The following is a 26,903-nucleotide window of genomic DNA, read 5'->3' as shown; positions in this document are numbered from 1 at the left end:
GGGACCAAGGCGTCCCCACCGGCGCCGCACACCTGAAAGAGTCGTATTCATGCAGGTCTGGCCTGGAGAGGCGTATCCACTCGGTGCCACGTACGACGGCGCCGGCACCAACTTCGCGGTCTTCACGGAGGCCGCGGACCGAGTAGAGCTGTGTCTGCTGCACGACGACGGCTCGGAGACGGCGATCGAGCTCCGCGAGAGCGACGCGTTCGTCCGGCACGCGTATGTGCCGGGCATCATGCCGGGGCAGCGGTACGGGTTCCGGGTGCACGGACCGTACGCGCCGGAGCACGGATTGCGCTGCAACTCCGCGAAGCTGCTGCTCGACCCGTACGCGCGTGCGATCAGCGGCTCGATCCACTGGGGCGAGGAGGTCTACGGCTACCACTTCGACGATCCCGACCGGCGCAACGATCTCGACTCGGCACCGCACACGATGACGTCGGTCGTGGTCAACCCCTACTTCGACTGGGGAGACGACCGGCGCCCGCGCACCGAATACCACCACACGGTGATCTACGAGGCCCACGTCAAGGGCCTCACCATGCGCCACCCGGGCCTGCCGGAGGAGCTGCGCGGCACCTACGCGGCCCTCGCGCACCCGGCGATCATCGAGCACCTCACCGAGCTCGGGGTCACGGCCCTGGAGCTGATGCCCGTCCACCAGTTCGTCAACGATCACCGCCTGGTCGACATGGGCCTGAACAACTACTGGGGCTACAACACCATCGGCTTCTTCGCCCCGCACAACGCCTACGCGTCCTGGGGCGACCGGGGCCAGCAGGTGCTGGAGTTCAAGTCCGCGGTGAAGGCGCTGCACGAGGCGGGCATCGAGGTGATCCTCGACGTGGTCTACAACCACACCGCCGAGGGCAACCACCTGGGCCCGACGCTGTCCTTCAAGGGCCTGGACAACTCGCGCTACTACCGGCTGACGGACGACCCCCGCTACTACATGGACACGACCGGGACCGGGAACTCCCTGCTCATGCGGTCCCCGCACGTGCTCCAGCTGATCATGGACTCGCTGCGGTACTGGGTCACGGACATGCACGTCGACGGGTTCCGCTTCGACCTGGCGGCGACGCTGGCCCGGCAGTTCCACGAGGTGGACCGGCTGTCGTCGTTCTTCGACCTGGTGCAGCAGGACCCGGTGGTATCCCAGGTGAAGCTGATCGCCGAGCCGTGGGACGTGGGCGAGGGCGGCTACCAGGTGGGCAACTTCCCGCCGCTGTGGACCGAGTGGAACGGCAAGTACCGGGACACCGTGCGGGACCTGTGGCGGGGCGAGCAGCGCACGCTCGCGGAGTTCGCCTCGCGGCTGACCGGCTCGTCCGACCTGTACCAGGACGACGGGCGCCGCCCGCTGGCCTCGATCAACTTCGTGACCTGCCACGACGGCTTCCCCCTGCACGACCTGGTGGCCTACAACGACAAGCACAACGAGGCCAACGGCGAGGACAACCGGGACGGCGAGAGTCACAACCGGTCCTGGAACTGCGGGGTCGAGGGCGAGACCGACGATCCGGACGTGCTGCGGCTGCGGGCCCGGCAGATGCGGAACTTCATCGCGACGCTGATGCTGTCCCAGGGCGTGCCCATGATCAGCCACGGCGACGAGTTCGCCCGCACCCAGCGCGGCAACAACAACGCCTACTGCCAGGACAACGAGCTGGCCTGGGTCGAGTGGCCCGAGCAGGGAGAGGAGGGGGAGGACGCCGAGGGCGGGCTGAGCAGGGAGCTGCTGGCCTTCACGCGCGCGATGGTGTGGCTGCGCCGGGACCACCCGGTCTTCCGCCGCAGGCGCTTCTTCCACGGACGGCCCGTGGAGGGCACGCACGACGACCTTTCCGACATCGCCTGGTTCACCCCGGACGGCCGGGAGATGACCCAGCGGGACTGGGACTCGGCGCAGGCGTCGGCGCTGACGGTGTTCCTCAACGGCAACGCGATCTCCGAGCCGGGCGCACGCGGGGAGCGCATCACCGACGACTCGTTCCTGCTGATGTTCAACGCCTCGCCGAAGCCGCTGGAGTTCGTGGTTCCGGTCAATCACGGGCGGCAGTGGGAGGTCGTGGTCGACACCGCCCTCCCGGAGGGCCTGCCCTCGGACACCGGCCCGAAGGTGCAGGCCGGGGACCGGCTGACCCTCATGGACCGGAGCATGACGGTGCTCCAGCGGCCCGTGTAGCCGCCCGGCGGCCCGTGGGGCCGAGCCGTCGCCGCGTCGTCCGGAAAGAGCCACTCGTCCGGGCGACGCGCGGCGCACCTGGCGCGAGCGATGACACGAACGGCGGCGTGGCGGGTACGTACGTCTCCATGACACCTGAGCGACCTGACCCGATGGTGCCCACGGCCACGTACCGGCTGCAGCTGCAGCCCGAGTTCCCGTTCGGAGCGGCCGCGGCCGTCGTGCCGTACCTGGCCTCGCTCGGCGTCTCGCACCTGCACCTGTCCCCCGTCCTGGAGGCGGTGCCGGGCTCGACGCACGGCTACGACGTCGTCGACCACGCGCGCGTGCGCGAGGAGCTGGGCGGCGAGGAGGGGCTGCGGGCGCTGGCGCGCACCGCGCGCGAGCACGGGCTCGGCCTGGTGGCGGACATCGTCCCCAACCACATGGCGATGTCCCCGCGCCACAACCGCGCCCTGTGGGAGGTGCTGCGCGAGGGCCCGAAGTCGCCGTACGCGCGGTGGTTCGACATCGACTGGGAGGCGCAGGACGGCCAGGTGCTGCTGCCGCTCCTCGGCGGGCCGCTGGGCGAGGTGCTCGACGAGCTGCGCGTCGACGGTGACGTCCTGCGCTACTACGACCACGTGCTCCCGCTGCGCGAGGGCACCGAGGACCTGCCGCTGCCGCATCTGCTGGACGCTCAGTGGTACCGCCCGGTGTGGTGGCGGCTGGCCCGGACCGAGCTGAACTACCGGCGGTTCTTCAGCATCTCGGAGCTCATCGGGGTACGGGTGGAGGACCCCGAGGTGTTCGAGGCCACCCACGGCAAGATCCTCGAGCTGCTCCACGACGGTGTGATCGACGGGCTGCGCATCGACCACCCCGACGGGCTCGCCGACCCCGACGGCTACCTCACGCGGCTGCACGAGGCGACGGGCGGCCGCTGGACGGTCGTGGAGAAGATCCTGGCCGACGGTGAGCAGCTGCCGGCGTCCTGGCCCGTCGCCGGGACCACCGGCTACGACGCCCTGCGGCACGTGGACGGGGTCTTCACGGACCCGGCCGGGTTCGGGGACCTCCTCGGGCAGTACCGGCGCTTCGCGGCCCCGCAGACGGACCGGGGCGGGCAGTGGGAGGCGACGGTGCGGCGGGCGGCGTACAAGGTCCTCACGCACGAGCTGGCCACCGAGACCGACCGGCTGACCCGGGTGGCGACCCGGCTCTGCGCGACCTCGCCGGAACCGGCCCTGCGCGACCGCGCGCCCTGGGCGCTGCGCACGGCGCTCCAGGAGCTTCTCGTACGGCTGGAGGTCTACCGGCCCTACGAGTCCGTCGACGCGGCGTCCGTGGTCACGGAGGCGGCGGCGGAGGAGGCCCGGCAGGCCTTCGCGGTGCCCGAGGAGGCCGGTGCGGTGGACGTCGTACGCGACCTGGTGCTGGGGCGGTACGGCGACGGGCCCGCGCAGCTGGAGTTCCGGACGCGGTTCGCGCAGACCTCGTCGGCGCTGCGGGCCAAGTCGGTGGAGGACACGGCGTTCTACCGGTATGTGCCGCTGCTGTCGGCGACCGAGGTGGGCGGGAATCCGGGCGCTCCCGCGGTGTCGCCGCAGGAGTTCCACGCGTACTGCGCGCGCGTGCAGCGCGACTGGCCGGTGTCCGGCACGGTCGCCTCGACGCACGACACCAAGCGCAGTGCCGACGTCCGGGCGGCGCTGCACGTGCTCACCGAGTGCCCGGACCGCTGGGCGGACGTGCTCGCGGAGGTGACCCGTACCGGGGAGGGCGTGCCGGACGCGCAACTGGCGTGGGCGGCCTGGCAGACCGTGTTCGGTCTCGGCCCGGCGTCCGGGGCCCTGGAGCGGGTGCAGGGGGCGCTGCTGAAGCATGTGCGTGAGGCGGGCCTGTACACGAGCTGGACCGAGCAGGAGCCGCCGTACGAGGAAGCGGTGGAGCGGTTCGTGGCGGCCGGGCCGTGCGGGGCGCCGGGTGAGCGGGTCGCGGCGTTCCGGGAATCACTGGCGCCGCACATCCGGGCCAACGTGCTGGGCACGGCCCTGGTGCAGCTGACGATGCCGGGCGTCCCGGACGTCTACCAGGGCACGGAGGCCGAGTACCGGGCGCTGGTGGACCCGGACAACCGGCGGGCGGTGGGCTTCCCGCCCGGGGAGTCGGGCGGCACGTCCGGGGAGAAGGCGGCGGTGACGCGGGCGGCGCTGGGGCTGCGGGCCCGGCGGCCCGGAGCCTTCGGCGACACGGCGACGTACATGGCGCTGCCGGCCGAGGGACCGGCGGCGGCGCACTGCCTGGCGTTCGTCCGCTCCGGTGAGGTGCTGACAGCCGTGACGCGCCTGTCCCTGCGGCTCGCGGAGGCGGGCGGCTGGCAGGACACGCGGCTGCCGCTGCCGCCGGGCCGCTGGGCGGACGTGCTGGAGCCCGGGCGGGAGTTCACCGGGCACGCGCGCGTGGAGGAGCTGTTCGCGGGGGTGCCGGTGGCGCTGCTGGAAAGGGTGGGTGACTGAGCTCAGGCGACGCGGGGCCGTCCTCGGGGCAGTCCTCGTAGACGGGCAGAGGGGCTCGCGGGCGCGGCCAGGACGTCCGCAGCAGGTCCACGAACCTCTCCGCCGCACCGGTCGGCGCCAGGCGCGAGAAGACCGTCAAGGTGCGCCTCCAGGCCGGGTCGGGGGTGAGGACGACGCAGCCCCCGCCGACCGCCTCGCGGACGAGGTGGGCGGGCGCGGCGCAGACGCCGACACCGGCCGCGGCCATCCGAACCGCCGTCGAGGTGTGCTCGGTGAAGACGGCGGTGCGCGGCGTGAAGCCCGCGCGGCCGCACGCCCGGTCGAGGAAGCGCTCACCGTGGACGACGGGCTCCATGGCACAGCGCACCCAGGGGCGGTCGGCCAGCTCCGGCAGCGTGACCGTCGTCCGGCCCGCGAAACGGTCGTCGAAGGGCACCACGAGGACGATCTCCTCCTGGCCGACCGGCAGGACGGTCCCGGGCCAGCCATCGGGCGCCGGGCCGACGGCGAGGTCGGCGGTGCCCCGCTCGACCTGCTCCTCCAACGCCTCGGAGGTGGCGTATTCGTGGAGGTGCAGCAGCACACTCGGGTGGGCGGCGCGCCAGCGGGCGAAGACGTCCGGGAGGACGCCGACCGCGACGGAGTGGACGGCGGCGATGTGGAGTTCACCGCCCTCGGCACCGGCGGTGGCGCGGGCCGCGCGGCGGGCCTGGGCGGCGCTGCGCACGGCGAGCTCGGCGTGCGGCCGGAAGGCGCGCCCCATCGGCGTCAGGCGCACACCCCGCGGCAGGCGCTCCAGGAGGGCGCCGCCCACGGACCGCTCCAGTGCCTTGATCTGGTGGGAGAGCGCGGGCTGCGAGACGTGCAGGAGCTCCGCCGCGCGGGTGAAGGACGCCTCCTCGACGACCGTCAGGAAGTACTCCATCTGGCGCAGGCTCACGGCCCCTCCCCATAGACGTCCTGCATCGATTCCACAAGAACATTGCCTTGGACGCATGGCAAGGCCGGGCGGAGGCTGGGGGACATGGACTCACCGGACGTCATCGTCATCGGCGGCGGCACGGGCGGCTACAGCACCGCCCTGCGCGCCGCGGCCCTCGGCCTCGAGGTCGTGCTCGTCGAGCGGGACAAGGTCGGCGGGACGTGCCTGCACCGCGGCTGCATCCCCAGTAAGGCGATGCTGCACGCGGCCGAACTCGTCGACGGGATCGCCGAGGCCCGCGAACGCTGGGGTGTGAAGGCGACCCTGGACGCGGTCGACTGGTCCGCCCTGGTGGCCACCCGCGACGACATCGTGGCCCGCAACCACCGGGGTGTGCAGGCGCATCTCGCGCACGCGGGGGTGCGGGTGATCGCGGGGAGCGCGCGGCTGACGGGACCGCGCTCGGTGCGCGTGGCCGGCCCGGGCGCCGCGGGCACGGGCGCACACGGCGAACCCGGCGTGCACGACCTCTCCGCGCGCCGTGGGCTGGTCCTGGCCACCGGCTCACGGCCGCGCACGCTCCCGGGGCTCGACCCGGACGGGCGGCACGTGGTGACGAGCGACGACGCCCTCTTCGCCCCCGGGCTCCCGGCGTCCGTGCTGGTGCTCGGGGGCGGCGCGATCGGCGTGGAGTACGCCTCGTTCCACCGCTCCCTGGGCGCCGAGGTCACCCTGGTGGAGGCCGCCGACCGGATCGTGCCGTCGGAGGACGCGGAGGTGAGCCGTCATCTGACCCGGGGCCTGAAGAAGCGCGGCATCGACGTCCGGGCCGGCGCCCGCCTGCTGGACGCCGAGGTGCTCGGCGACGGGGTGCGCGCACGCGTGCGTACGGCCCGGGGCGAGACCCTCACGGTGGAGGCCGAGCGGCTGCTGGTGGCGGTCGGGCGGGCCCCGGTCACCGACGGTCTGGACATGGCCGCCGCGGGGCTCGTCACGGACGCGCGCGGCTTCGTCGTGCCGGCCGACTGGGACCGGCTGGAGACGGCTGTGCCCGGCGTCCACGTGGTGGGCGATCTGCTGCCGCCGCCGTCGCTCGGACTGGCCCACGCGTCCTTCGCGGAAGGACTGCTGGTGGCCGAGACGCTGGCAGGCGTGCCGTCCGCACCCGTGGACTACTCGGCCGTGCCCCGGGTCACGTACTCGTCACCGCAGACCGCGGCCGTGGGTCTGAGTGAGGCCGGGGCACGCGCGCGGGGGTACGAGGTGGAGACCGACACCATGCCGCTGACCGCCGTCGCGAAGGGCATGGTGCACGGGCAGGGCGGGATGGTGAAGGTCGTCACCGAGGCCGGCGGGCGGGTGCTCGGCGTGCACCTGGTGGGTCCGCACGTGTCGGAGATGATCGCCGAGAGCCAGCTGGTCGTCGGCTGGGAGGCCGAGCCGTCCGACGTCGCCCGGCACGTCCACCCGCACCCGACCCTGTCCGAGGCGGTCGGCGAGGTGTTCCTCACCCTGGCGGGGCGAGGGCTGCACCAGCGGTAGCAGGCCGCCAGTGCTTCCGGGCGCCCCCTGCAGCCTCCCCGGTCGCGCCCTTGACACCGCACCATGGCCGTGGGCTACTGCGATTGCGAACTCGGGCGGATGTGACGGGGGTGAGTGTCCTGCCGGAGCTGCGCTACCCGACGGTGACCGAACAGGTCTCTGCTGCCCGGGCGTTGACCGCTCAGCGCCCCGGCGTGTGCACCCTGCGGCAGGTGGGTGCCTCACGTGCGGGCAGGCCCCTGCACCTGCTGTCCGTGGGCCGCGCCCGCCGCGCCGTACTGGTGGTGGCCGGTGCCCACGCCAACGAGCCGACCGGCTCCTGCACCCTGCTCGCGCTCGCCCGGCGGGTCCTGGAGCAGCGGGAGTTGCGCGACGGCATCTCCTGGCACTTCCTGCTGTGCGCGGACCCCGACGGGGCGAGCCTGCACGTGACGCCGGCGCCGCGCAGCCTCTTCGACTACCACCTCGGCTTCTTCCGGCCCGCGGGCCCGGAGCAGCCCGAGTGGGCGCCGTCGGTGCTGCCGCCGGACCGGCTGCCGCCCGAGACCCGGGCCCTGACGGGTGTCATCGACGAGCTGCGCCCCTACCTTCAGGTGACCCTGCACGGCACGGACCTGGGCGGCAGCTGGGTGCAGTTGACGAAGGACGTGCCGGGGCTCGCCGAGCCGTTCGCGAAGTCCGCGGCCGAGCTGCACATCCCGGTGGAGACCGGCGCGTCGGACGCCGCGGGGTGGCCCGCGTCCGGGCCGGGCGTGCATGTCATGCCCGCGCCGGGCATCGGGCCGGCGTACCCGAGCCTGCCGGACGACGCGCGGCACAGCACCTGGTTCCACGCCCACCGGTACGGCGGGCTGACCGCGGTGGTCGAGGTGCCGATGTGGGCGAGCGACCTCGTGGACGACCCGGCTCCGCATCCGGCTCCGGCGGCGGCGATCGGGCGGCTGGCGGGCCGGCTCCAGCGTGACGCGCTGGAGGTGACGCGGGTGCTCGACGGTGCGCTGCCCCGGCTGGCGGACCTGGACGGTCCGTTGCTGCGGGCCGCCCGGTGGGGTCTGGAGCTGGTACCGGGCCTGGCCTCCGACCTGGTCCACACCCCGCCCGCCGACCTCACCCGGGCGTACGTCGGCAGCGTGGACGCGTTCGCCCGCCGCGTGCCGCTGCGGGCGGCGGCCATGCTGCTGCGGGTGCTGCGCGGGACCGACGACGCGGCGGCGAAGCAGCTCGAGGAGCTCGTCTCGACCTGGAGCGACGCTTTCGCGGAACGTTTCCGCGCCCGCTGGGTGCCCTTGGAGCACCAGGTGGAGCACCAGTCCCGCACGGTCGTCGCGGCGGCGCTGCACGCGCGCGAGAGGGCGTCGTGAGCCCCCTCAGTCCCGCTGCATCGGTACCGGCTCGCCCGAACCGGAGCACGCGCGGGCGTCCCGCCCGGCCAGTTCGAACGCGGCGAGGACCACGCGGGCCTGGTACTCGGCCTGGCGGGCCACCGGGATCCAGCGCGCCCGGCAGCCGTCGTGGTAGTCGGCGCACCACTCGTCGATCAGCCGGTCCAGCTCCGGCAGCGCCCCGGCCGGATCACGGCCGGCGGCCCGTACGAGCTGGTGCAGCAGTCCCGCCGTGCGCAGCGCGAGCCGCCGCCCGGAGATGCGCAGGGCGACGAGGTGCGCGGTGCTCAGCGGCGGGAGGGGGTGGGCCGGGCTGTCGCCGGTGTCGGGGTCCCAGGCGTCGGCGAGGCCGGGGCAGACCAGGAGATAGTCGTCGACCGGGGCGAGCAGGCGGGCCGCGTCGGGCACGCCGGCCAGGTGCGGCCGGATCCTGGCCAGCAGGTGCCGCAGGAGGCCCGTGTCGTGGCGCAGGGTGCGGCTGACGGCCCGCAGCTCGGCGTCCCGGTCCGCGGGCGGGGAGCCGTCCGCCACGGCCGTCACGCCCCACATGGGTGCCTCGACGACCGCGGTGACGGTGCCGTGCCGGCAGGGGTGGTACCAGGTGGACTCGACGGCGGCCTCCGTCATGGCCGCGACCAGATCGGCCCGGCGCGGCGGCGGTATCCGGTAGACGGCGGGCCCGAGGCCGGGCCAGTACAGGGCGTCGTACGCGCCGAGTTCGCGGGGGATGCCGAGCCGGGCGGCGATGTGGGCGAGGCGCCGGTCGAGGCCCGGCAGGTCGTGGGTGAGCTCGACGAAACCGCCGCCGATGTCGACGCCGTGCAGGGAACACTGGAGGAACGGGCGCAGTTCGTCCTGGAGGTCGAGCAGGGCGCGGGTCTCCGGCAGAGCGGCGCCGGCCGCGCCGTCGGGCAGCCATTCGGGCTGCTCAAGGAAGCCGGGCCGGAAGAAGTTCCGGACGTACCGGCCGAGCGTGTAGGGGCCGGTGAGCCAGCCCTCGTTGCGGCGCGACCCGTCCGGGTCGAGGCACAGCAGCAGGTTCCAGGTGGCGTCGGCGCCCTCGGTGAGCCGCGGGTCGGCCAGGGCCCGCTCGGCCAGGCGCAGCACGGTGGCACCGCCCACCGGTTCGTTGGCGTGGGGGCCGGCGACGACCAGGGCCTGGCGGCTGCCGTGGCCGACGGAGAGCAGCCACATGGGGGTGCCCGCGCGGGACGTGCCGACCCGGCGCAGCCGGGCGTCACGGGGGTGGCGGGCGACGAGGGCGGTGGCCCGGGCGCCGAGTTCGTCGATGGTCGGGTAGCGCAGGAGGGGCGGCAGGGCACACCTCCCCATGCGGTGCCGTCGGTTCACCAGGTGTAGATGGCGTACGCACAGTCAGTCACGACTTCAGGGGTACGTCAACACCGTGGACAGCAAAGGGATTCAGCCACGCTCCCGGGACCGGCATGTGGTAACCCCCAGGCCAGGGCTGAGGCGTGGCTCCGTTTCCGGTCAGCCGGCCGACAGCCGGAACATGATCCGGCCGAAGCCCACCTGGTCGCCCTCGCGGACGACGGCCGCGCCGACGACACGCCGTCCGTTCACCGTCGTGCCGTTGGTGGAGCCGAGGTCGCGCAGGACCCACAGGCCGCCCTGGTGACGCAGTTCGGCGTGCACGCGGGAGACCGTCTCGTGGTTGAGGCGCAGCCCGCTGGCGGGGTCGCGGCCTATGCGCAGCGGGTGGCCGTGCGACGGGTGGGGCAGCAGCAGCTTGGGCAACCGCTCGGCCTGCCAGGCCCGGCGCATGCGTACGGTGAATCCCGAGACCGCCTCGACGGTGCCGAACACCAGGCGCGAGAACCGGCTCTCGGTGCGCAGGTCGGCGGTGAGCACGGCGAGTTCGTCCGGGCGGCGGGCGGCGAGCGCCAGCTCCATGCGGCGGACGAACGTGTCGTGGGACAGGCGGCCCATGGCGACGCCGTCACGGAGTACCTTCAGCGCCCGGTCGCGCTCCGCGTCGGAGAGCCGCGCGGGAAACGTGTTGAACTCGAAGGACGACGTCACGCTGGTGATTGTCGGGCAGCGCGGCCGGGCTGTCCAGAAAGCGCGAAACCGGCCGCCGGGCGCGCGTACCCGGTGAGACCCGCCGCAAATGGGTGGATGCACCGGCGGATTGATCTCGTTTGACGCACCATGGACGGGCTACATCACGGTGAGCAGACGAAGGGGAACCGTCCGTGCAGTTCGAGGTGTGGGCACCACAGGCCGGCCGTGTGACGCTCCGGTGCGACGACGTCACGCGCGCGTTGGAGCGCGATCCGGAACGGGCGGGGTGGTGGACGGGCGAGGCCGAGGCGCGCGACGGGTCCCGGTACGGCTTCGCGCTGGACGACGGGCCCGTGCTGCCCGATCCGCGCTCGCGCCGGCAGCCGGACGGCCCGGACGGGCTGAGCGCCGTCGTCGACCACGAGCGGTACGCGTGGCGCGCGGCGTGGCAGGGGCGGCCGCTGCCCGGGGCGGTGCTGTACGAGCTGCACGTGGGGACGTACACGCGCGAGGGCACCCTGGACGCGGCCGCCGAGCGGCTCGGCCATCTCGCCGGACTGGGCGTCACGCATGTGCAGCTGATGCCGCTGTGCCCCTTCCCGGGCACGCACGGCTGGGGCTACGAGGGCGTCTCGCTGTGGGCGGTGCACGAGCCGTACGGCGGGCCCGAGGCGCTGAAACGCTTCGTCGACCGGGCCCACGCACTCGGCCTGGGCGTGGTGCTCGACGTGGTGCACAACCACTTCGGGCCGTCCGGCAACTACCTGCCCGTCTTCGGGCCGTACCTCACGGACACCCACCACACCCCCTGGGGCGCCGCGGTCAACCTGGACGCGCCCGGCTCGGACGAGGTGCGCGCGTATCTGATCGGCAGCGCGCTGGCGTGGCTGCGCGACTACCGGCTCGACGGGCTGCGCCTGGACGCGGTGCACGCACTGGTGGACACGCGAGCGTTCCACTTCCTGGAGGAGCTCTCGACGGCCGTGGACGCGCTGGCCGCCGAGACGGACCGGCCGCTGTTCCTGGTCGCCGAGTCGGACCTGAACGACCCGCGGCTCATCACCTCCCGCGCGGAGGGCGGCCTCGGGCTGCACGCGCAGTGGAACGACGACTTCCACCACGCCCTGCACACCACGCTGACCGGCGAGTCGCAGGGCTACTACGCCGACTTCGCGCGCGCGTCCCTCGGCGGAATCGCCAAGACCCTCACCGGCGGCTGGTTCCACGACGGGTCGTACTCGAGCTTCCGGGAGCGGCACCACGGGCGCCCGCTGGACCGCACGCGGGTGGCCGGGCACCGGCTGCTCGGTTACAGCCAGACCCACGACCAGGTCGGCAACCGCGCCCAGGGCGACCGGCTTTCGGCCCTGGTCTCCCCCGGGCTGCTGGCGTGCGCGGCCACGCTGGTCCTGACGGCGCCGTTCACGCCGATGCTCTTCATGGGCGAGGAGTGGGCCGCGGGCACGCCCTGGCAGTTCTTCACCGACCACACCGACCCGGAGCTGGCGGACGCCGTACGGCGGGGCAGGCGGCGGGAGTTCGCCGCGCACGGCTGGAAGGAGGAGGACGTTCCCGACCCGCAGGACCCGGCGACCCGGGACCGCTCCTGCCTCGACTGGTCCGAACCGGAACGCGAGCCCCACGCGCGCGTGCTGGCCTGGTACCGGCGGCTCCTCGCCCTGCGCCACGAGCAGCCCGACCTGACCGACCCCGACCTCGCCGACACCAAGGTGGCCTACGACGAGGAGCGCCGCTGGATCGCCTTCCGGCGCGGGGACGTCCTGGTGGCGGTGAACCTGGCCCCCGAGCCGGCCGAGCTGCCGCTCGGCGTGCCCCACGCCCGCGTACTGGCCGCGTGGGAGCCGGTGGAGACGCCCGGGACGGACGGGGTGGTGCGGCTGCCCGGGGAATCGGGCGTGGTGCTGCTGCAGGAGTGAACACCCGGCGGCTCAGCGGAGCTTCGCGTCCTGCGCCTCGATGACGGGCGCCAGGAGCCCCGGCCGCGCGATGCGGGCGCCGCCCACCGCGGTGCAGACGGCGATGGCGTCCCCGTGGCGTACGACGGTGGTGCGGATCGGCCGGGTCCCGCCACCCTCCTCCGTGATGGCGCCGCGGTAGGCGAGGGCCTCGTCACCGACGGCGGGGGTGTCCTCGGGCTCGAACGGGTAGTACAGCTCGTCGGCGCCGTGCGCCGTGGCGGTGAAGCCGAGGGAACAGCCCTGCACGGCATCGGCGAGGAGGGTGTCCATCGCCACCACCGCCATGCCTTGGTCGTAGGTGGCGAGCGTGACGTAGATCCGGGTGCCGGGTGCCTCCCGGGTCGTGACGACGCGGCTCAGGGAGGCCTGCGGCCTGCCGAGGGGCAACTGGTGCGTCATGGCCGCCAGCGGGGTGCAGACGCTGGCGTTGATCTCCCGCGCGGACCGGGCGAAGACGGACTTGCCCTCGGTCGGGTCGAACTTGCGCACGGAGTAGCCGGTGCCGAGGTCGGACGCCGTGACCATGAGCGTGCCGAGGCGCTCCGCCGGGGTCGGTGGCCGCGCCGGGGACGCCTTGGCGCCGGGCGTGGAGGACGCGGCGGCGCCGGAGCAGCCGGCCAGGCAGGTGAGGGCGGCGGCCAGCAGGCACAAGGCCGCGACGGTGCGCTTCATGGGCGGAGGATAGCCGTCCGGGATGCGGGCGCCCGGCCCGCTACAGGGCGTCGTCCCCGTCCCCCAGGTCCGTCACCCGTTCCAGCAGGATCGGCTCCCAGGCGCGGCGCAGCCGGGTCCGCAGGAGGGTGGCGTCCTGGGCGGTGAGGGCCTCGGCGAGGTGGACGACGCTGTCGCAGCGGGCGAGCCAGAGGCCGCGCAGACAGGGGCGGGCGCCGTAGCCGGCGAGGGTGGCGGCGCGTACGGCGGCGGGTGAGCCGACGGCGAGCGCGAGGCCCGCGATGTCCTCGGCCGGGTCGCCGACGACCGCGCCGGACCAGCCGAGCACGCCGCGCACCCGGCCGTCGGCGCTGACCACGAGGTGGCCGCCCGTGAGGGCGTGGTGGGTGAGGACCGCCGAGCCGGGCTGGGCGGCGAGCTGGGACGCGGCGGGCGGGGTGAGCTGGTTCAGGCGTGCGGCGTCGAACTCGTCGGCCCTGGCGAGGCGTTCGGCGGCGCGTACGGCGGCCCGGCGCAGTGCCTCCAGGGAGCGCGGCGCGGCGCGCGGCACGCCGAGTGTCTCGGCCTGCCGGACCGGCACCTCGCGCAGGCCCGTGAGGAGCCCGGCGAGGTCGGCCTCGCCGACGGCGGACACGTCGTGTTCCTCCCCCGAGCCGCCGGGCACCTTGGTGTCCAGCGTGTAGCCGAGCCCGGGGGCCCACTCGCCGTGCGCGACGCTGGCCGGCACCGCCATCGGGATGTGCGGGCGGACGAGGTCGCGCAGGCGCAGCTCGCGGCGCTGGCGCACGGTGGCCTCCCGGTCGGGGGCGAGGCGCAGCACGTGGCGGGTGCCGACCCACCAGGTGACGGGTTCCGTGCCGGGGGTGGCGGGCCGGACGTCGGGGCTGGGGCCGCTGCCGCCCTGGCGGGTCTGCTTGCCGCCCCTGCCGTCCTTGCCGTCCGCGGCGTCCTTGCCGTCCCTGCCGTCCTTGAGGAGGGAGGAAACCAGTCGGCGGACGGTGTCCGCGGTGGGTGTGGGTGCCTGGGTCATGGTCGCGCCGTTGCCGTTCGGGAGGCGAGCTGGGGACATCGGGGCCTCACTCCACTATGACCAGCTCGCGGGTGGTGGTGTTCAGGCGCCGGCCGCCGTCCTCGGTGACGGTCACGATGTCCTCGATGCGGACGCCGAACCGGCCGGGCAGGTAGATGCCGGGTTCCACGGAGAAGCACATGCCGGGCACGAGGGGCCGTTCCTCGCCCTCGATCATGTAGGGCGGCTCGTGGGTGGTGACGCCGATGCCGTGTCCGGTGCGGTGGATGAAGTACTCGCCGTAGCCGGCGTCGGCGATGACCGCGCGGGCGGCCCGGTCCACGTCCTGGCAGGCGGCCCCGGGCCGCACCGCCCGGAAGCCGGCCTCCTGGGCCGCGCGCACGATGTCGTGGACGCGGCGTTCCTCGTCGCTGGGCTCGCCGACGTGGACCGTGCGGGAGGTGTCGGAGCCGTAGCCGTCCCGCAGGCCGCCGAAGTCGAGGACGACCATGTCGCCGCGGGCGATGACGCGGTCGCCCGCCTCGTGGTGCGGGTTGGCGCCGTTCGGGCCGGACGCGACGATGGTGAAGTCGACCTGCTCGTGTCCGTGCCGGCGCAGCAGCCGGTCGAGGTCCGCGGCCACCTCGGACTCCCGGCGGCCGGCGAAGGGGACGTTACGGATCTCCTCGAACGTGGCGTCGGCGGCGGCTCCCGCGGCCGCCATGAGGTCCAGCTCGGCCGTGTCCTTGACGGCGCGCAGCATCGGCAGGGCCTCGGTGAGCGAGGCGTAGGAGCTGCCGGGCAGGGCCTGCTGGAGGGCCAGCAGGTGCAGGGCCCAGGCGTTGTCGCTGATGCCGAACCGGCCCGAGGAGTCGAGGAGGGCGGCGGTCGCGGCGTAGGGGTCCTTGCCGTCGGTCCAGTCGCGCAGGGTCAGGGCGGCCGCGCCGCCCGCCCGGTTCGCGTCCGGGGCCTCCAGGGCGGGGACGACGAGGACGGGGTCCTGCCCGGCGGCCAGGACCAGCAGGGTGAGCCGTTCGGTGACCGCCGGGGGCGTGTAGCCGGTGAGCCACACCAGGTCCGGGCCGGGGGCCACCAGCAGGCCCGCGAGACCGGCCGCGGCGGCCGCCCGCGCGGCGCGCTCCATGCGGGCCCGGTAGTCGTCGGCGGTGAAGGACGCGGCCGTGCTTCCGGTCATCCGGGCCTCCCAGGACGGACGAAGGTGCTACGGGCAGCATCCTGCCCGGCCGGAGGGGGCGGCGCGAGCCGTCTGCGGGCATTCACCCCGGCGACATGCTCGACGGCGCGGTGCTGATGTGCGACTCCAGTGTGCCGGGCCGCCACGGCGGGGAACCTGGCCGGTCTGCCGGCCCGCCGCCCCGAGATCGCCGGGCTCGTCACCGGCCACGCGCCCACAGCCCCGCCGCCACCACCTGCGCGGGGCGGCCGCTGACCGTCGGGCCCGGGGTGACGTGGACGCTGCGGCTGCCCTGGGAGGGCGAGCAGGTCGCGGACCGGGACGCGCGCCGCCCGGGCTCGCCTTCCATGTCCTGGCCGACTCGTGGCGGCTCACTGGCCACTTCCGGGTCGTGTCATGAGGGCACGCTTCACGCGGCGACAGCCGGTACGAGGGTCAGCTGCTCGTACCCACCGCTGCGGTGGCGGACCGTCAGCCTGACCTCGGAACCCGGGCGGGCGCGGGCGACGGCCCGGACCAGGTCGGCGGCCGTGTCGATCCGGGTCGCGCCGAAGGCGAGGAGGACGTCGCCGCGTACCAGACCGGCGGCCTGGGCCGGCCCGGGGACGTGCAGCCCCACGACCACGGCCCCCGGCTTCCGGGCGTCCATGACCTGCACACCGAGGGTCGCGGCGGCGGGCGCGGCGGGAGCGGCGGAGGGCGAGGGGCCGGTCAGCGGCGGCGTGCGCCACGCCCGTGCGTCGAAGCGCCCGCCCTGGCCGGCCACCGTGACGCCCATGGCCCCGAGGCCGATCCCGGACAGCACCAGGACAGCGCCGACGAACCCGGCGAGCAGGACGTTGAGGAGCCGCCGCCCGCGTCGCCGGGCGGCGTGCGGGCGGGGCCGGGACGGGCCGGGCCCCGTCGCCGGCGCGGCCCCGTCGGGCTCCCGACCCGGCATCGGCTTGGGTCGCAGCGCGGTCTGTTCCATGGCTCGCCTCCGGATGGTGCCGATCGCCTCCGGCGGATCCCGGAGCGATCACGGCAGGTGCTCTACCCGGCTCATCGGCGGCCGACGAGCCACGAACGAGTGAGACTGACCGTGGCCGGGGCCGGGTCGGGGGTGGCCCGAACGCGGGCGCGGCTCGTGCCGCACCCGGTACTCCGGGTGCGGCACGAGCCGCGGGAAAAGATCCCGTTCCGAGTCGGTCCGGCTGGAGGTCGTCCCCTCAGCGGAGCGCGGGCAGGGGCACGGCGGGCGGGCGGTCCGGGAGGAAGCCGTGGGCCCGCCGCGACAGCCACTCGTCCTTGTAGCGGTCCACCTCGCGGTGCCAGTGGAGGATGCCGGACATCCAGTTCCGCAGGTCCGCCACGTACGTCCCCATCGCCGCGCGCGCTTGCCCCGTGAGCTGCAAGTCGTCGTACAGGATGGGCAGTTCGTGCTCGACGACGTGCTCGAACTGGCGCATGCGCCGGCTCATCAGGTCGTGCACGATGCCGAGCCCGGTCGGGTAGTCACAGCCGAAGAAGGTCTGCACGACGAGGATCGCGTTGTGGATCTCGCCCTCGAACTCGATCTCCTTCTGGTACGAGAAGACGTCGTTGAGGAGGCACGCGAAGTCCATCGCGGCGTTCTCCAGGGAGCGGACCGGGCCGCTGCGGTAGACCTCGGGCGGGACGGCCGGGCCGTGGCCCATCCGGCACAGGCTCAGCGTGAGGTCGGAGCCGAAGGTCGCCCGGCGCATCTCCAGGTAGTCGACCGGGTCGGGTACACGGTTCTGGAGCTGGTTGGACAGCTCCCACACCCAGCTCTCGGTCATGGCGTCGACCGCGTCCTTGAGCGTCCGCCGCGCCTCGGGCGTCATCCCGGCGGTGGTGCGCGCCCACAGGTCGACCAGGCCGCGCTCCATGGCGTTGACCGGGAGCAGCGGCTCCTCCCCGGCGATCGGCATGCAGTCGGACAGGCGGGCCGTGGTGAGCCGGGCGGCGGCGAGGTCGCGGCGGTGGCCGTAGACCAGCGGGTAGTAGTCGTCACCGTAGGTGCCCCAGGCGAGCCACTGCGCGCTGAGGTCGAGGGCCTCGGGCGTGGCGTCCGGGTCCAGGCCCGCCGAGCAGAGCGGGAGGTCGTAGGCCCGGAGCTTGTCCTCGTCCCAGACGCCCTCGGCGAGGATGCCCATCCGGTCCACCCAGTCGCGCAGGCTCCGGCGGGCGTTGTCCAGGTGCGGGCTGAGCTCCAGCGGGAACGGCATCCGGATGTCGGGGATCCGCGACGGCCCGACCTTTTGGTACGGCACGTGCGTGTAGGAGCGCAGTCGGTCGGCTCCCGCTGTCGCGAGCAGGGCCCGGACGTCGGCGGCGGAGGTGCCGAAGCCCGTACAGCCCGGCCAGGGGCTGCCGCCGCGCGCCGCGTTCTCGTTCATGTAGCGGCTGGAGCGCAAGTGCCATTCGTGGCCGCCGGACTGCCAGTCCTGCAGCCCCTTCGTGTAGGCCGCCACGGCCGCGACCTCGTCCGGCGCGAGCCCCTTCTCCAGGGCCACCGCGGGCACTTCCGTGAACGCCGTGTGCTCGAACTGGTGGAGGCGGGAGGTGAGGACGTCGTTGACGATGTCGGCGGCCTCCTGCGTGGTGCAGCCGAAGAAGGTTTCCACGACGAGCACGCCGTTGCTGTTCTCGCCCTCGTCCTCGACCTCGCGCTGGTAGGAGAACAGGTCGTTGCGCAGGTGCACGGCGTCGGAGAACGTCTCCATCAGCACGCGCAGCGGCCTGGACCCGGCGACGGAGACGGGCACTTCGGCGGTCGCGTACTCCACGAGCCCCGCCGACCAGGGGGCGCCGCCCACCTTGCGGCGCATCTCGATGTACTCGACGGGGTTGGCGATCCGCCCCTCGTTGATGTTGGACAGCTCCCACATCGACTCGTTGAGGAGATGCTCGGTGGCCAAGGCGAAGCGTCGGCGCCAGTCCTCGGACATCTTCGGCACCGTGCGCGCCCACAGGTCGGCGAGGCCCGCCTCGACCGGGTTCTGCGGTTCCGGGACGGGAGCCGACAGGTCCAGCGGCATGAACAGGGGCAGCCGGTCCAGGTGGGCCTTGCCGGCGGTGCGGTCCTGGCTGCGCTTGAACATCTCCAGGAAGTGGTCGTCGAAGAAGAAGACCCAGACGTACCAGTCGGTGATGAGGGAGAGGGCGGGGGCGTCGCAGTCGGGGTGGGTGTAGGCGCAGAGCAGGCCGTAGTCGTGCGCGTCGAGATCGGCCTGCCGCCAGACGCCGGACCCCTCCAGCATGCCCATCTCGCGCGCCCACCCGGTCGAATGGGCTCGGGCCTCGTCCACATGCGGGTTCAGCCGCGCGGGGTGCGGCAGGTAGAAGTGCGGGAGTTCGAACGGCTGCGTCATGGCCGGGCCCTACCCGGCGCCCCGCGGCGGCATCCGCCGGGCTGGACATGATCACACCATCGCGTGAATCACGGGTCACTCACCGGGCGTCGCGCACCTGGATCAGCGCGTGCGTGCCGCTGGTGCGCCAGCGCTGGTCCTCCGCCGCCACCAGGGCGGCCTCGGTGTGCGCGGCGAGGCCGGTGATCACGTCGGACTTCAGGGTGCGCAGGGCGGCGACCGGACCGGGGAAGTAGGCGGTGACGTCCGCGAAGGGCGTGGTCGGGGCCCAGAGCCGGTCGCCCACGAGGCGGCGGTAGTTGAGGTCGCCCTTGACGATCGTGAGCGTGGCCGAGGCGAACTCGGCGCGCAGGTCGCCGGGCATGTCCGCGTACGGCAGCGGGGCGCTGGAGAAGGGGTGGGCGCGCAGGGTGAGGCGGCCGTCGGTCAGGGCGGACCACAGCTGCCGTCCGTATGCGGCCGCCGCTCCCCCGGCACCGGTCAGCCGGCGCAGGGCGTCGACGACGTCGGCGGTGGTGGCGTCGGAGACGTAGTAGGGGTACGGCTTGACGTGCAGGACCGCCTGTCCGATGCGGCTGCTCTCCAGGAGGTGGGCGATGAGGAGGAGGTCGGGGACGAGTTCGCGGCCCGCGTTGTCGGCGACGAGGCACAGCGTGCCGGTGCCGCGGCCCGTGGTGTCGAGCAGTGACCAGAGCCGGTCGCTGTCGTCGGCGACCAGGCCGGGCGCGGCGTCCGCGTCCCGCGCGCCTTCGGCGGAGAGCCGGAAGCCGAGGTCGGCGCGGTTGCCCCAGAGGGAGCCGTGCAGCAGGGCCTGTGCTCGTTCGGCGGCGGGCCGGCCGGCGAGGTCGTCCAGTGCGGCGAGTTCCTCGTCGGTCTCGGCGGAGTCGAGTTCGGCGAGCTTGAAGGGGCGGAACGGGTCGATGCCCTGCCAGGGGCCGGGGCCGAAGTAGCCGACGGACTGGAGCAGTCGGCGGTAGAACCAGCTCTCGGACCAGAGCCACGGCACGTCGAACCAGGACCGGCCGGTGTACTCGCGCAGCCCCCAGGCCTCCCAGTGGTCCCGGTCGTGCGCGTCGGCGGGGAGGGGTTCGATCTCGCCCTCGGTGCAGTTGGCGAGCAGTTCGTCGAGGGCGCGGTGCTGCCCGGGTTCGTACGGGAAGGCCTCGCGGACCTGCTTGATGATCGCGGGGTGCCGCTCGGCCAGCACACTGTGGGGGAAGGAGCCCGGCTGGTTGCCGAGGAGCACGGGTGCGGAGGAGGTGTCGGGCATGGGCCTCACGGTAACGCCCGTGGGCGCACACGGGACGGCCCACCCGGCCCCGGTCACACCGGTGCGATCTCCCGCTCCAGACGCGCCGCCAGGCTCAGATAGCGGGCGCGGCGGGTCACCGGGACCAAGCCGCGGATGAGTATGTTCCACATCTCGGCCGTCCGGCGGGGCTGGCGCGTGACCGGTTCGCGGGAGCGGCCCACGACGCGGGTGCCGACGAAGAAGCAGACCAACGAGTGGGCCACGACGTCGATATCGATGTCCGGGTGGACGTCGGACTCCTTGACGGCGCCGACGAGCCGGGTCGTGACGATGTCCAGCCACTCCGTGAACGGGTGGCTCAGGGGCGGCCGGGGCCGGATCCCGCCCGTGGCGAGTCGCAGGCCGGCCCGCAGCACCGGGTCCTCGACGGACATGCGGGTGATGCCGAACGTGAGGCGCATCAGCGCTTCGAGGGAGGTGTGGCCGCGGTTGTCGGTCTCCGTCGCCAGCCGACGGGCGGTGTGCGACTGGAGTTCGAGGATCGCGTGGGCCAGGTCCTCTTTCGCCGCGAAGTGGAAGTACAGGGCGCCCTTGGTGACGTGGGCGTGCTCCACGATGTCGCTGAGACTGGTCGATTCGTAGCCGCGACGGTCGAACAGGTCAGCGGCGGCCGTGATGATCGTCGAGCGGGTCTGCTCGGCTCGCAACTGCCTCGCCATCGGCTGAACTCTCCCGGGACGGAAATGAACGGGTCATGCCGTTTGTTTTTACCCCCCGTACACGATAACTCACCCTGAGACGGCTCTCATCACACCAGTGTGCCGGAGTGCGGGTGCACATCCGGCATAACAAGCACGCCTGGTGAAAGGAAACAGCACGTTCGGTATCTAACTGTGAGGGATGTGGGGCCAGACGTAAAGGCGGGCCGGCCGGTGCCCCATCCGCACCGGCCGGCCCGCCCGCTCGTGGCCTGCCTCGTTCAGAGTTCCCGAAGGAGGATCACAGGGATCAGAAGGTCAGCTTCCAGCCGTTGAGGGTGCCCGTGTCCTGGGCGGCGGTGTCCTGGACACGCAGCTTCCAGGTGCCGTTGGCCACCTCGCTGGAGGCGTTCACCGTGTACGTGGTGTTCACGTTGTCGGCGGAGTCCGACGCGGCGGACTTCAGGCGGTAGGCCGAACCGTCCGGTGCGACCAGGTCGATGACCAGGTCACCGCGGTAGGTGTGGGTGATGTCCACGCCGACCTGGAGGGCCGAGGGGGCGTTGCCGCTGCGGCCGGTGACGCTGATCGGCGACTCGACGGCGGCGCCGTTGTCCGGGATGGCGACGGCGGTGGTGCTGGAGAAGGTCGTGCCGGTGGACGTACCGCCCTTGACGGCCTGGACCGTCTTGGCGGCGTCCGCGAGGCCCGCGCCGCAGCCGCCGGAGCAGGTGCCGGGCAGGGCACGGGCGTTGGCCTTGATGGCCGACTCGATCTGCGCCGGGGTGAGGCCGGAGTTCGCCGACTTCATCAGCGCGGCGAGGCCCGCGACATGCGGGGTGGCCATGCTGGTGCCCTGGTAGGAGGCGTAGTTCTCGCTCGACGGCGTCTTCGTGCCGGAGTTCAGCGTGGAGAGGATGCCGTTGGCGGTGGAGGTGCGGGTCTCACCGCCGGGGGCGGCGATGTCGACGAGCGAGCCGTAGTTGGAGTACGAGGCCCTGCTGCCGGCGCGGTTGGTCGCGGCGACCGCGATGACGTTGTTGCAGTTCGCCGGGGAGGCGTTGGAGACGTTCTGGTTCTCGTTGCCGGCCGCGACGACGACCGAGGTGCCGCGGTTCACGGCGCCGTTGATGGCGCTCTGGGTCGCGCTGGAGCAGGCGCCGCCACCGCCGAGGCTCATGTTGATGACCTTGGCGACGTTGGTGTTGGCGGGCACGCCGGAGACGGTGCCGCCGGACGCCCAGGTGATGGCGTCGATGATGTCGGAGTCGTAGCCGCCGCACTTGCCGAGGACGCGGACCGGGGAGATCTTCGCGCCGTAGGCGATACCGGCGACACCCTTGCCGTTGTTGGTGGCGGCGGCGATGGTGCCGGCCACGTGGGTGCCGTGCCAGGAGGAGGTGGAGGCCGGGATGCCCGCGCCGCACTCGTCGGTGTTGTACCAGTCGCCCGGGTCGGCCGGGTTGCTGTCACGGCCGTTGCCGTCGACGGAGACGGCGGTGTCGGAGATGAAGTCGTAGCCGCCGACGATGTTCGCGGCCAGGTCGGTGTGGGCCACGTAGCCGGTGTCGATGACGGCGACGGTGACGCCGCTGCCGGTGGTGGTGTCCCAGGCGGCGGGGACGTTCATGCCCGCGGTGGACTCGAACAGGTCCCACTGCTTGGCGTACTCGGTGTCGTTCGGGGTGACGGCCGTCGGCTTGTTCAGGCGGTCCGGGACGACGTAGGCGACCTGCGGGTCGGCCTGGTACTGGGCGACGACGTCGGCGACGGAGGCACGGGTGGGGTTGGTGCCCAGCTCGACGAGGGCTGCGCCGGTGCCGAGGCGGCGCTGGAAGTCGATCTCCTCGCCGGTCTTCTCGGCCTTGGAGGCGGCGTCGGCGGCCGCGGCCTTGTTGGACTTGGCCTCGGTGGCGCCGGACTTGTAGCCGACGATGAGGCGCTCGGCCTGGACACCGGGGGTGGCCTCGGTCTGGGCGGCGGGGACGGCGGCCGGGCGGGGGGCCGGCTCCTGGGCGACGGCGACCGAGGCGGGGGCTGCGGTCAGCAGGGCGGTGGAGACGACGGCGACGGATATCAGCTTCCGTCTGAGCTCTGGGGAGATACGCACGGTCGTTGCCTTTCGTGGCCGGACTCCGGGCTGGTCGGAGCGGCGGTGGAGTCGCTTCGTCCTCGAAGCGGAGGGGGGTGGTTCGAAAAGCGAAGAGCGACGCGATGGCCGGCCAGGCGTGGGGCGGACGCGGACCCGTTCGGGGTTACCTGTGGGTCAGCAGTGCTCGAACGATAGGCAAAGGGAAGGTCACCGGGATACGGGGGAAACCCTCGGTTCAACGGCGGCCCCACCCTCTATGGCGGGCAGTTGGGCGCCCAATGGCCCCTTTTCGCGCAGGTCGTGGCGTGATGAACGCGTCGGGCCGATTTCCCGTACTGCACTACCGAACGTCGCCGCCCCGGGCCGAGGAGAAGCAGACGGATGCCTCGTACGACCGCACACCGCAGGGCACTCGCTGCCGCCCTCGTGACCCCGTTGCTGTTGCCGCTGTGGGCGGCGGGGCCGGCCCGGGCGCACGGGGCGCCGACGGATCCGGTGAGCCGGGTGGTGGCCTGTTCGCCGGAAGGCGGTGACCGGGCGGGGTCGGCGGCTTGCCGTGCGGCCGTCTCCACGAACGGCGCGCCCTTCACGGCGTGGGACAACCTGCGGGTGGCGAACGTCGACGGCCGGGACCGGGACGTCGTCCCGGACGGGAAGCTGTGCAGCGGGGGCCTGCCCGCCTACGGGGGCCTCGATCTCCCCCGCGCCGACTGGCCGTCGACCCGGATGACGCCCGGCGCGAACCTGACGATGCGGTACGTCTCGACGATCCCGCACACCGGCACGTTCCGGATGTATCTGACGAAGCCCGGCTATGACCCGGCCGGGCCGCTGTCCTGGTCCGACCTGCCCGAGAAGCCGTTCGCCACCGTGACGGACCCGGCCCTGACGGACGGCGCGTACCGCATCGAGGCCACTCTGCCGTCCGACCGGTCGGGGCGGCATGTGCTGTACACGGTCTGGCAGAACAGCAGCACGCCGGACACCTATTACTCGTGCTCGGACGTGGTGTTCCCGGAGACGGAGAAGAAGGAGCCGCAGAAGGCGGTGCGGAAGGAGCCGCAGAAGGAGGGGGAAGAGCCGGAGGAGAAGAAGCCCGAGCAGAAGAAGGAGCCCGAGCCGGACAAGGAAAAGCCGGCGGCGAGCACTGCCGTGCGGAACTCCCCCGGCCCGCAGCCTCAGGGCGATGAGCCGCCACTGGCCGGTACTGCTGGTCCGGCCTCCGGCCCGTCCGCGCCCATGCTGGCGGGCGGCGCCGCGGCGGTGCTGTTGCTCACCGGCGGCGCCGCCCTGGCCGTACGGCTACGGCGACGCTGAACTACCGCTCGCCATGCCTAGTTGACGTTGACGGCGACGCCACCCTTGGTCACCGGGGCGTACTTGGCGGTGAAGAAGGCGTTGCCGAAGCACAGCGACGAGCCGGACACCTTGGTGAACTGCTGGTTGGTGAAGGAGATGCTGTTGTCGGCGTTGCTCGCCGTGCCGGTCAGACCGGGGGCCTGGTAGACGCAGGTGATGGTGCCGAGCAGGGTGCGGAGCTTGACCGTGGACTGGACGGCGGAGCCCGCGGCCGGGGTCACGGAGACGGTGCCGCCGGAGGACACGCTGGTGGTGTAGGGCAGGTTGTCGACGGTGATGCCGCTGACGCCGAGCACCCCGACCACGTTGGCGGTACAGCCGCTGGTGTCGAAGCTGTGCGAGGTCAGGGACTCGGTGGCGGTACCGGGGGCGGCCGGGTTGTCGGTGACGGTGGCGGAGAACGCCGACTTGGTGCAGGAGATGCCGTTGGTGCCGGTCGCGCTGGAGTAGAAGGTGGCGGCGGTGCCGCTCGCCAGGGACGCGTCGAGGACGTCGCCGACCGCGACGGCCGCACCGTCGGCGGTGGTCAGGACGGGGGTGTCGGCCGCGGAGGCGGGGGCGGCGAGGCCCAGGGCTGCGACGGCCGCGGTGAGGGTGAGGAGGGTGCGCGTACGCATGCGGGTGTACCTCTTTCGATAGCGGGGGGTGAGGGGTGGGGGTGCGCCGGGCGTCCGCCGTTGCCGGCTCGTCACGCCTTCTCCGTACGTGACGGGCCGGCGACGGCAGGCCGGTCACCGGCCGGAGGCTCACACGGGAAGGGGCCTCCGGCCGGGCCGGGCGGGGGGTGGCTGGTGGCACGGCTCCAGGGGAAGCGGCATGCCGTGGCGGGGGACTCGGGCGAAGAAAGCCCGTGCGGACGCACTGGCGACGAGATACCCGTACGGGACGAGCGGGCCCGGGACACGGCGAACGATGCCGCGCGGCGGATCCGGCGCCACGGATCCGGTGGGACGAGGAGAGTTGTAGACCTGCGCCTCCGCCAACGTCAAGGCCTCGCAAGGGAGTTGTGCGCCGGATGAGTCTTTGCGGACAGCGGCGACTCACCTGCGGCGCACAATCAACACTCTTCGTTCACACTTCCCTTGACCCTTCATGTAACCGCCGGTAACTTCCTCGATGGCTACTGCGGCGTAACGAGAAAGCCCTTGCAACCGCCGGGAGTTGCGGGGAGGCGTGCGTACGCGGTCGATGTCCGCGCCAGGGCAACGTGCCACCGAAGTCCGATCCGCACCCACATGCACCTGGAGCAGACATGACCTCCTCCGCCGAGCACACCCCCGAAAGACCGGACGGCTCCGCCGCCCAGGACGCCGGCGACGGTCCCGCGCGCCGCGGGCGGGTCCGGGCACGCCGGGCCGCGGTGATGGCGGTGCCGGCCACCCTGGTCGCCGCCGGCCTCGCGGTTCTCACCGCCGAAGGGGCGCTGGGCGTGCAGTTCGCCATTTCCGGCATGCCGTTCACGGTCACCGCGACCGAGCTGAACGGCACCGGCTTCGCGCAGTTCGGCGGTCTCGACGAGATGGCCGAGGGCAGCCCCAACGCGGGCGACACCGGCGGTCAGGTGCTGGTCGTCACGTCCGTGATCAAGAACGCGACCCTCACCAAGCTGTGCCAAAGCGTGGACCTGGGTGGCACGAACCTGGTCATCAGGGCGGGTGAAGGCACTCAGAAGGTCACCGCCAGCGATCTGACGACCGACTCGACCGAGCTGTCCGGCGACGCGGCGTTCAACAACATCGAGATCGGCAACGACGCCAGCACGCTCGACAAGGCCGGGCCGAAGGGCCGCGGACCGAAGGGCGTGTTCAGCCAGCAGTCCGACACGGTGCACATCGCCAACCTGCGGCAGACCAACTACGCAACGACAGCCGGTGTGTTCAAGCTGCCGGGCCTGAAGCTGGGCTTCAGCGGATCGGGTTGCTGATGTCGCGCGGTCCGCGCGAGGGATTCCGGCCCGCCTTCAGGCAGTGGCGGGGCGGCCGTCCGTTCTGGGGCGGGCTGCTGCTCGCCCTGGGCGGGGCGGAGGTCCTGCTCACCCTGAAGGCCTCACTGGACGTCATCCTGCACGTCGGCATGCAGGGCCTGGCCGGTTATCTGCTCCCGGCCGTGATGCTGCTGTGCGGCGTGCTGATCCTCTTCAACCCCGCTCAGCGCCTGTTCTACTCGGTCATCGGGGTGCTGGTCTCCCTGGGCACCTGGCTGACCTCCAACCTGGGCGGCTTCTTCGTCGGCCTGCTCCTGGGCGTGGTCGGCAGCTGCCTCACCTTCGGCTGGCTCCCGGACCAGGAACCCCGCGTCAGCCACAGGCAGCGCCGCAGCCAGGCCCGGTCGGCGAAGGCCGCGCCCGCGGCGCCGTCGGGGCAGCCCTAGGGGGTGTCCGCAAAGTCGCGTCGTTCGCCCGGAGGGCGGGCCCCGCGGCGTTCGGTGCGTGCTCTCGGCGTGCCGGGCAGGCAAAAGCGTACTGGTTGTACTCGGGTGTTCGCCCGGTGCGGCGAGAGTGCGTGCCGGGCGTCGCGGGGCAGGCGGGACTTTGCGGACACCCCCTAAAGGGTGTTGCATAAGGTCGGGCTCGGGCAGGCCGGAGTAGTGCTTGACCTGCTGCTTCACCCAGTCAGGGCGAGGTTGTGCATGGTGGCGACTGCTTGGACAGCATGGTGAAGGCCGTCGCCTTTCTGCCGGCAGTCTCGGAGGATCTTCCAGTTCTTCATGCGGG

20 protein-coding genes and 2 pseudogenes are annotated in these 26,903 nt (G+C 73.0%); 9 read left to right on the top strand and 13 right to left on the bottom strand.

The genetic code is table 11. The features are described 5' to 3' along the window. Window positions 1-49: 49 nt before the first annotated feature. Together glgX and treY are read left to right on the top strand one after the other, a co-directional pair. Window positions 50-2,191: a glycogen debranching protein GlgX gene (gene glgX, locus ACIRDU_RS06180; protein WP_403575243.1), complete on the top strand. Its 2,142-nt coding sequence runs from the start codon at window positions 50-52 to the stop codon at window positions 2,189-2,191. Between the two features lie 128 nt (window positions 2,192-2,319). Beyond that, window positions 2,320-4,689, top strand: coding sequence for a malto-oligosyltrehalose synthase (treY, locus tag ACIRDU_RS06175; protein WP_403575240.1), 2,370 nt, complete (start codon window positions 2,320-2,322; stop codon window positions 4,687-4,689). On the opposite strand, the gene ACIRDU_RS06170 is transcribed toward treY, so the two are convergent. Continuing rightward, complete coding sequence (locus tag ACIRDU_RS06170) at window positions 4,616-5,629, bottom strand: LysR substrate-binding domain-containing protein (RefSeq protein ID WP_403575237.1); 1,014 nt, start codon at window positions 5,627-5,629, stop codon at window positions 4,616-4,618. The genes treY and ACIRDU_RS06170 overlap by 74 nt on opposite strands. An 84-nt stretch (window positions 5,630-5,713) precedes the next feature. Between ACIRDU_RS06170 and lpdA the strand changes: the two genes are divergently transcribed. After that, window positions 5,714-7,153 carry a dihydrolipoyl dehydrogenase gene (lpdA, locus tag ACIRDU_RS06165; RefSeq protein ID WP_403575234.1) on the top strand — a complete coding sequence of 480 codons (1,440 nt, stop codon included), beginning with the start codon at window positions 5,714-5,716 and terminating at the stop codon, window positions 7,151-7,153. A 110-nt stretch (window positions 7,154-7,263) separates the two neighbouring features. Further along, the gene (locus ACIRDU_RS06160) at window positions 7,264-8,514 is read left to right on the top strand and encodes a M14 family zinc carboxypeptidase (protein ID WP_403575231.1); all 1,251 of its coding nucleotides are present in this window, start codon (window positions 7,264-7,266) and stop codon (window positions 8,512-8,514) included. 6 nt (window positions 8,515-8,520) lie between these two features. On the opposite strand, the gene ACIRDU_RS06155 is transcribed toward ACIRDU_RS06160, so the two are convergent. Both ACIRDU_RS06155 and ACIRDU_RS06150 read right to left on the bottom strand, forming a co-directional pair. Continuing rightward, window positions 8,521-9,867 carry a M14 family zinc carboxypeptidase gene (locus ACIRDU_RS06155; protein ID WP_403577272.1) on the bottom strand — a complete coding sequence of 449 codons (1,347 nt, stop codon included), beginning with the start codon at window positions 9,865-9,867 and terminating at the stop codon, window positions 8,521-8,523. Between the two features lie 159 nt (window positions 9,868-10,026). Then, window positions 10,027-10,578, bottom strand: a complete 552-nt coding sequence (locus ACIRDU_RS06150) for an FHA domain-containing protein (RefSeq protein ID WP_403575228.1) — start codon at window positions 10,576-10,578, stop codon at window positions 10,027-10,029. A 173-nt stretch (window positions 10,579-10,751) separates the two neighbouring features. On the opposite strand from ACIRDU_RS06150, the gene treZ reads away from it, so the two are divergent. After that, window positions 10,752-12,497 carry a malto-oligosyltrehalose trehalohydrolase gene (gene treZ / locus ACIRDU_RS06145; RefSeq protein ID WP_403575225.1) on the top strand — a complete coding sequence of 582 codons (1,746 nt, stop codon included), beginning with the start codon at window positions 10,752-10,754 and terminating at the stop codon, window positions 12,495-12,497. 12 nt (window positions 12,498-12,509) lie between these two features. On the opposite strand, the gene ACIRDU_RS06140 is transcribed toward treZ, so the two are convergent. From ACIRDU_RS06140 to ACIRDU_RS06130, 3 genes are read right to left on the bottom strand one after another with little or no spacing between them, the layout of a single operon-like run. Beyond that, on the bottom strand, window positions 12,510-13,211 hold the full coding sequence (locus ACIRDU_RS06140) for a hypothetical protein (RefSeq protein WP_403575222.1): 702 nt from the start codon (window positions 13,209-13,211) through the stop codon (window positions 12,510-12,512). Window positions 13,212-13,251: 40 nt separating this feature from the next. Further along, on the bottom strand, window positions 13,252-14,241 hold the full coding sequence (locus tag ACIRDU_RS06135; RefSeq protein ID WP_403577269.1) for an aminoglycoside phosphotransferase family protein: 990 nt from the start codon (window positions 14,239-14,241) through the stop codon (window positions 13,252-13,254). A gap of 46 nt (window positions 14,242-14,287) precedes the next feature. Next, entirely contained in the window at window positions 14,288-15,415 is a 1,128-nt protein-coding gene (locus tag ACIRDU_RS06130) for a M24 family metallopeptidase (protein ID WP_403575220.1), read from the bottom strand. Window positions 15,416-15,571: 156 nt separating this feature from the next. Here ACIRDU_RS06130 and ACIRDU_RS06125 point away from each other — a divergent pair. Further along, window positions 15,572-15,815, top strand: a pseudogene (locus tag ACIRDU_RS06125) (phosphodiesterase); the annotation flags it as partial. A 9-nt stretch (window positions 15,816-15,824) separates the two neighbouring features. Here ACIRDU_RS06125 and ACIRDU_RS06120 read toward each other — a convergent pair. From ACIRDU_RS06120 to ACIRDU_RS06100, 5 genes are all read right to left on the bottom strand, one after another. Beyond that, the gene (locus ACIRDU_RS06120) at window positions 15,825-16,385 is read right to left on the bottom strand and encodes a PDZ domain-containing protein (RefSeq protein ID WP_403575217.1); all 561 of its coding nucleotides are present in this window, start codon (window positions 16,383-16,385) and stop codon (window positions 15,825-15,827) included. Window positions 16,386-16,623: 238 nt separating this feature from the next. Further along, window positions 16,624-18,789, bottom strand: coding sequence for a germacradienol/geosmin synthase Cyc2 (cyc2, locus tag ACIRDU_RS06115; protein WP_403575214.1), 2,166 nt, complete (start codon window positions 18,787-18,789; stop codon window positions 16,624-16,626). Window positions 18,790-18,868: 79 nt separating this feature from the next. Beyond that, on the bottom strand, window positions 18,869-20,059 hold the full coding sequence (locus tag ACIRDU_RS06110) for a damage-control phosphatase ARMT1 family protein (RefSeq protein ID WP_403575211.1): 1,191 nt from the start codon (window positions 20,057-20,059) through the stop codon (window positions 18,869-18,871). A 53-nt stretch (window positions 20,060-20,112) separates the two neighbouring features. Then, complete coding sequence (locus tag ACIRDU_RS06105) at window positions 20,113-20,760, bottom strand: ScbR family autoregulator-binding transcription factor (RefSeq protein WP_403575208.1); 648 nt, start codon at window positions 20,758-20,760, stop codon at window positions 20,113-20,115. A gap of 289 nt (window positions 20,761-21,049) precedes the next feature. Beyond that, window positions 21,050-22,849: a S8 family peptidase gene (locus ACIRDU_RS06100; protein ID WP_403575205.1), complete on the bottom strand. Its 1,800-nt coding sequence runs from the start codon at window positions 22,847-22,849 to the stop codon at window positions 21,050-21,052. 363 nt (window positions 22,850-23,212) lie between these two features. On the opposite strand from ACIRDU_RS06100, the gene ACIRDU_RS06095 reads away from it, so the two are divergent. Next, window positions 23,213-24,148, top strand: a complete 936-nt coding sequence (locus ACIRDU_RS06095) for a lytic polysaccharide monooxygenase (RefSeq protein ID WP_403575202.1) — start codon at window positions 23,213-23,215, stop codon at window positions 24,146-24,148. A 17-nt stretch (window positions 24,149-24,165) separates the two neighbouring features. Here ACIRDU_RS06095 and ACIRDU_RS06090 read toward each other — a convergent pair whose 3' ends face one another. Then, window positions 24,166-24,807, bottom strand: coding sequence for a Tat pathway signal sequence domain protein (locus tag ACIRDU_RS06090; RefSeq protein ID WP_403575199.1), 642 nt, complete (start codon window positions 24,805-24,807; stop codon window positions 24,166-24,168). A gap of 635 nt (window positions 24,808-25,442) precedes the next feature. Here ACIRDU_RS06090 and ACIRDU_RS06085 point away from each other — a divergent pair. Both ACIRDU_RS06085 and ACIRDU_RS06080 read left to right on the top strand, forming a co-directional pair. Next, on the top strand, window positions 25,443-26,114 hold the full coding sequence (locus ACIRDU_RS06085; RefSeq protein WP_403575196.1) for a DUF6230 family protein: 672 nt from the start codon (window positions 25,443-25,445) through the stop codon (window positions 26,112-26,114). After that, window positions 26,114-26,560: a DUF6114 domain-containing protein gene (locus ACIRDU_RS06080; protein ID WP_403575193.1), complete on the top strand. Its 447-nt coding sequence runs from the start codon at window positions 26,114-26,116 to the stop codon at window positions 26,558-26,560. The genes ACIRDU_RS06085 and ACIRDU_RS06080 overlap by 1 nt, the downstream gene beginning before the upstream one ends. A 233-nt stretch (window positions 26,561-26,793) precedes the next feature. Here the strand turns inward: ACIRDU_RS06080 and ACIRDU_RS06075 are convergent. Further along, window positions 26,794-26,903 (bottom strand): annotated as a pseudogene (locus ACIRDU_RS06075) (IS5/IS1182 family transposase); the annotation flags it as partial.

The organism is Streptomyces sp. NPDC093598 (genome assembly GCF_044764825.1).
GTDB lineage: Bacteria > Actinomycetota > Actinomycetes > Streptomycetales > Streptomycetaceae > Streptomyces.
This window is presented reverse-complemented; position numbering and strand designations above follow the sequence as displayed.

What these genes read in the sequence shown, in the direction of transcription:
- treY (WP_403575240.1), top strand. Translation starts at nt 2,320, where the DNA reads ATGACACCTGAGCGACCTGACCCGATGGTGCCCACGGCCACGTACCGG.
- ACIRDU_RS06095 (WP_403575202.1), top strand. Translation starts at nt 23,213, where the DNA reads ATGCCTCGTACGACCGCACACCGCAGGGCACTCGCTGCCGCCCTCGTG.
- ACIRDU_RS06120 (WP_403575217.1), bottom strand. Translation starts at nt 16,385, where the DNA reads ATGGAACAGACCGCGCTGCGACCCAAGCCGATGCCGGGTCGGGAGCCC.
- ACIRDU_RS06105 (WP_403575208.1), bottom strand. Translation starts at nt 20,760, where the DNA reads ATGGCGAGGCAGTTGCGAGCCGAGCAGACCCGCTCGACGATCATCACG.
- ACIRDU_RS06140 (WP_403575222.1), bottom strand. Translation starts at nt 13,211, where the DNA reads ATGAAGCGCACCGTCGCGGCCTTGTGCCTGCTGGCCGCCGCCCTCACC.
- ACIRDU_RS06130 (WP_403575220.1), bottom strand. Translation starts at nt 15,415, where the DNA reads ATGACCGGAAGCACGGCCGCGTCCTTCACCGCCGACGACTACCGGGCC.
- ACIRDU_RS06110 (WP_403575211.1), bottom strand. Translation starts at nt 20,059, where the DNA reads ATGCCCGACACCTCCTCCGCACCCGTGCTCCTCGGCAACCAGCCGGGC.
- glgX (WP_403575243.1), top strand. Translation starts at nt 50, where the DNA reads ATGCAGGTCTGGCCTGGAGAGGCGTATCCACTCGGTGCCACGTACGAC.
- ACIRDU_RS06085 (WP_403575196.1), top strand. Translation starts at nt 25,443, where the DNA reads ATGACCTCCTCCGCCGAGCACACCCCCGAAAGACCGGACGGCTCCGCC.
- cyc2 (WP_403575214.1), bottom strand. Translation starts at nt 18,789, where the DNA reads ATGACGCAGCCGTTCGAACTCCCGCACTTCTACCTGCCGCACCCCGCG.
- ACIRDU_RS06135 (WP_403577269.1), bottom strand. Translation starts at nt 14,241, where the DNA reads ATGACCCAGGCACCCACACCCACCGCGGACACCGTCCGCCGACTGGTT.
- ACIRDU_RS06090 (WP_403575199.1), bottom strand. Translation starts at nt 24,807, where the DNA reads ATGCGTACGCGCACCCTCCTCACCCTCACCGCGGCCGTCGCAGCCCTG.
- lpdA (WP_403575234.1), top strand. Translation starts at nt 5,714, where the DNA reads ATGGACTCACCGGACGTCATCGTCATCGGCGGCGGCACGGGCGGCTAC.
- ACIRDU_RS06080 (WP_403575193.1), top strand. Translation starts at nt 26,114, where the DNA reads ATGTCGCGCGGTCCGCGCGAGGGATTCCGGCCCGCCTTCAGGCAGTGG.
- ACIRDU_RS06155 (WP_403577272.1), bottom strand. Translation starts at nt 9,867, where the DNA reads ATGGGGAGGTGTGCCCTGCCGCCCCTCCTGCGCTACCCGACCATCGAC.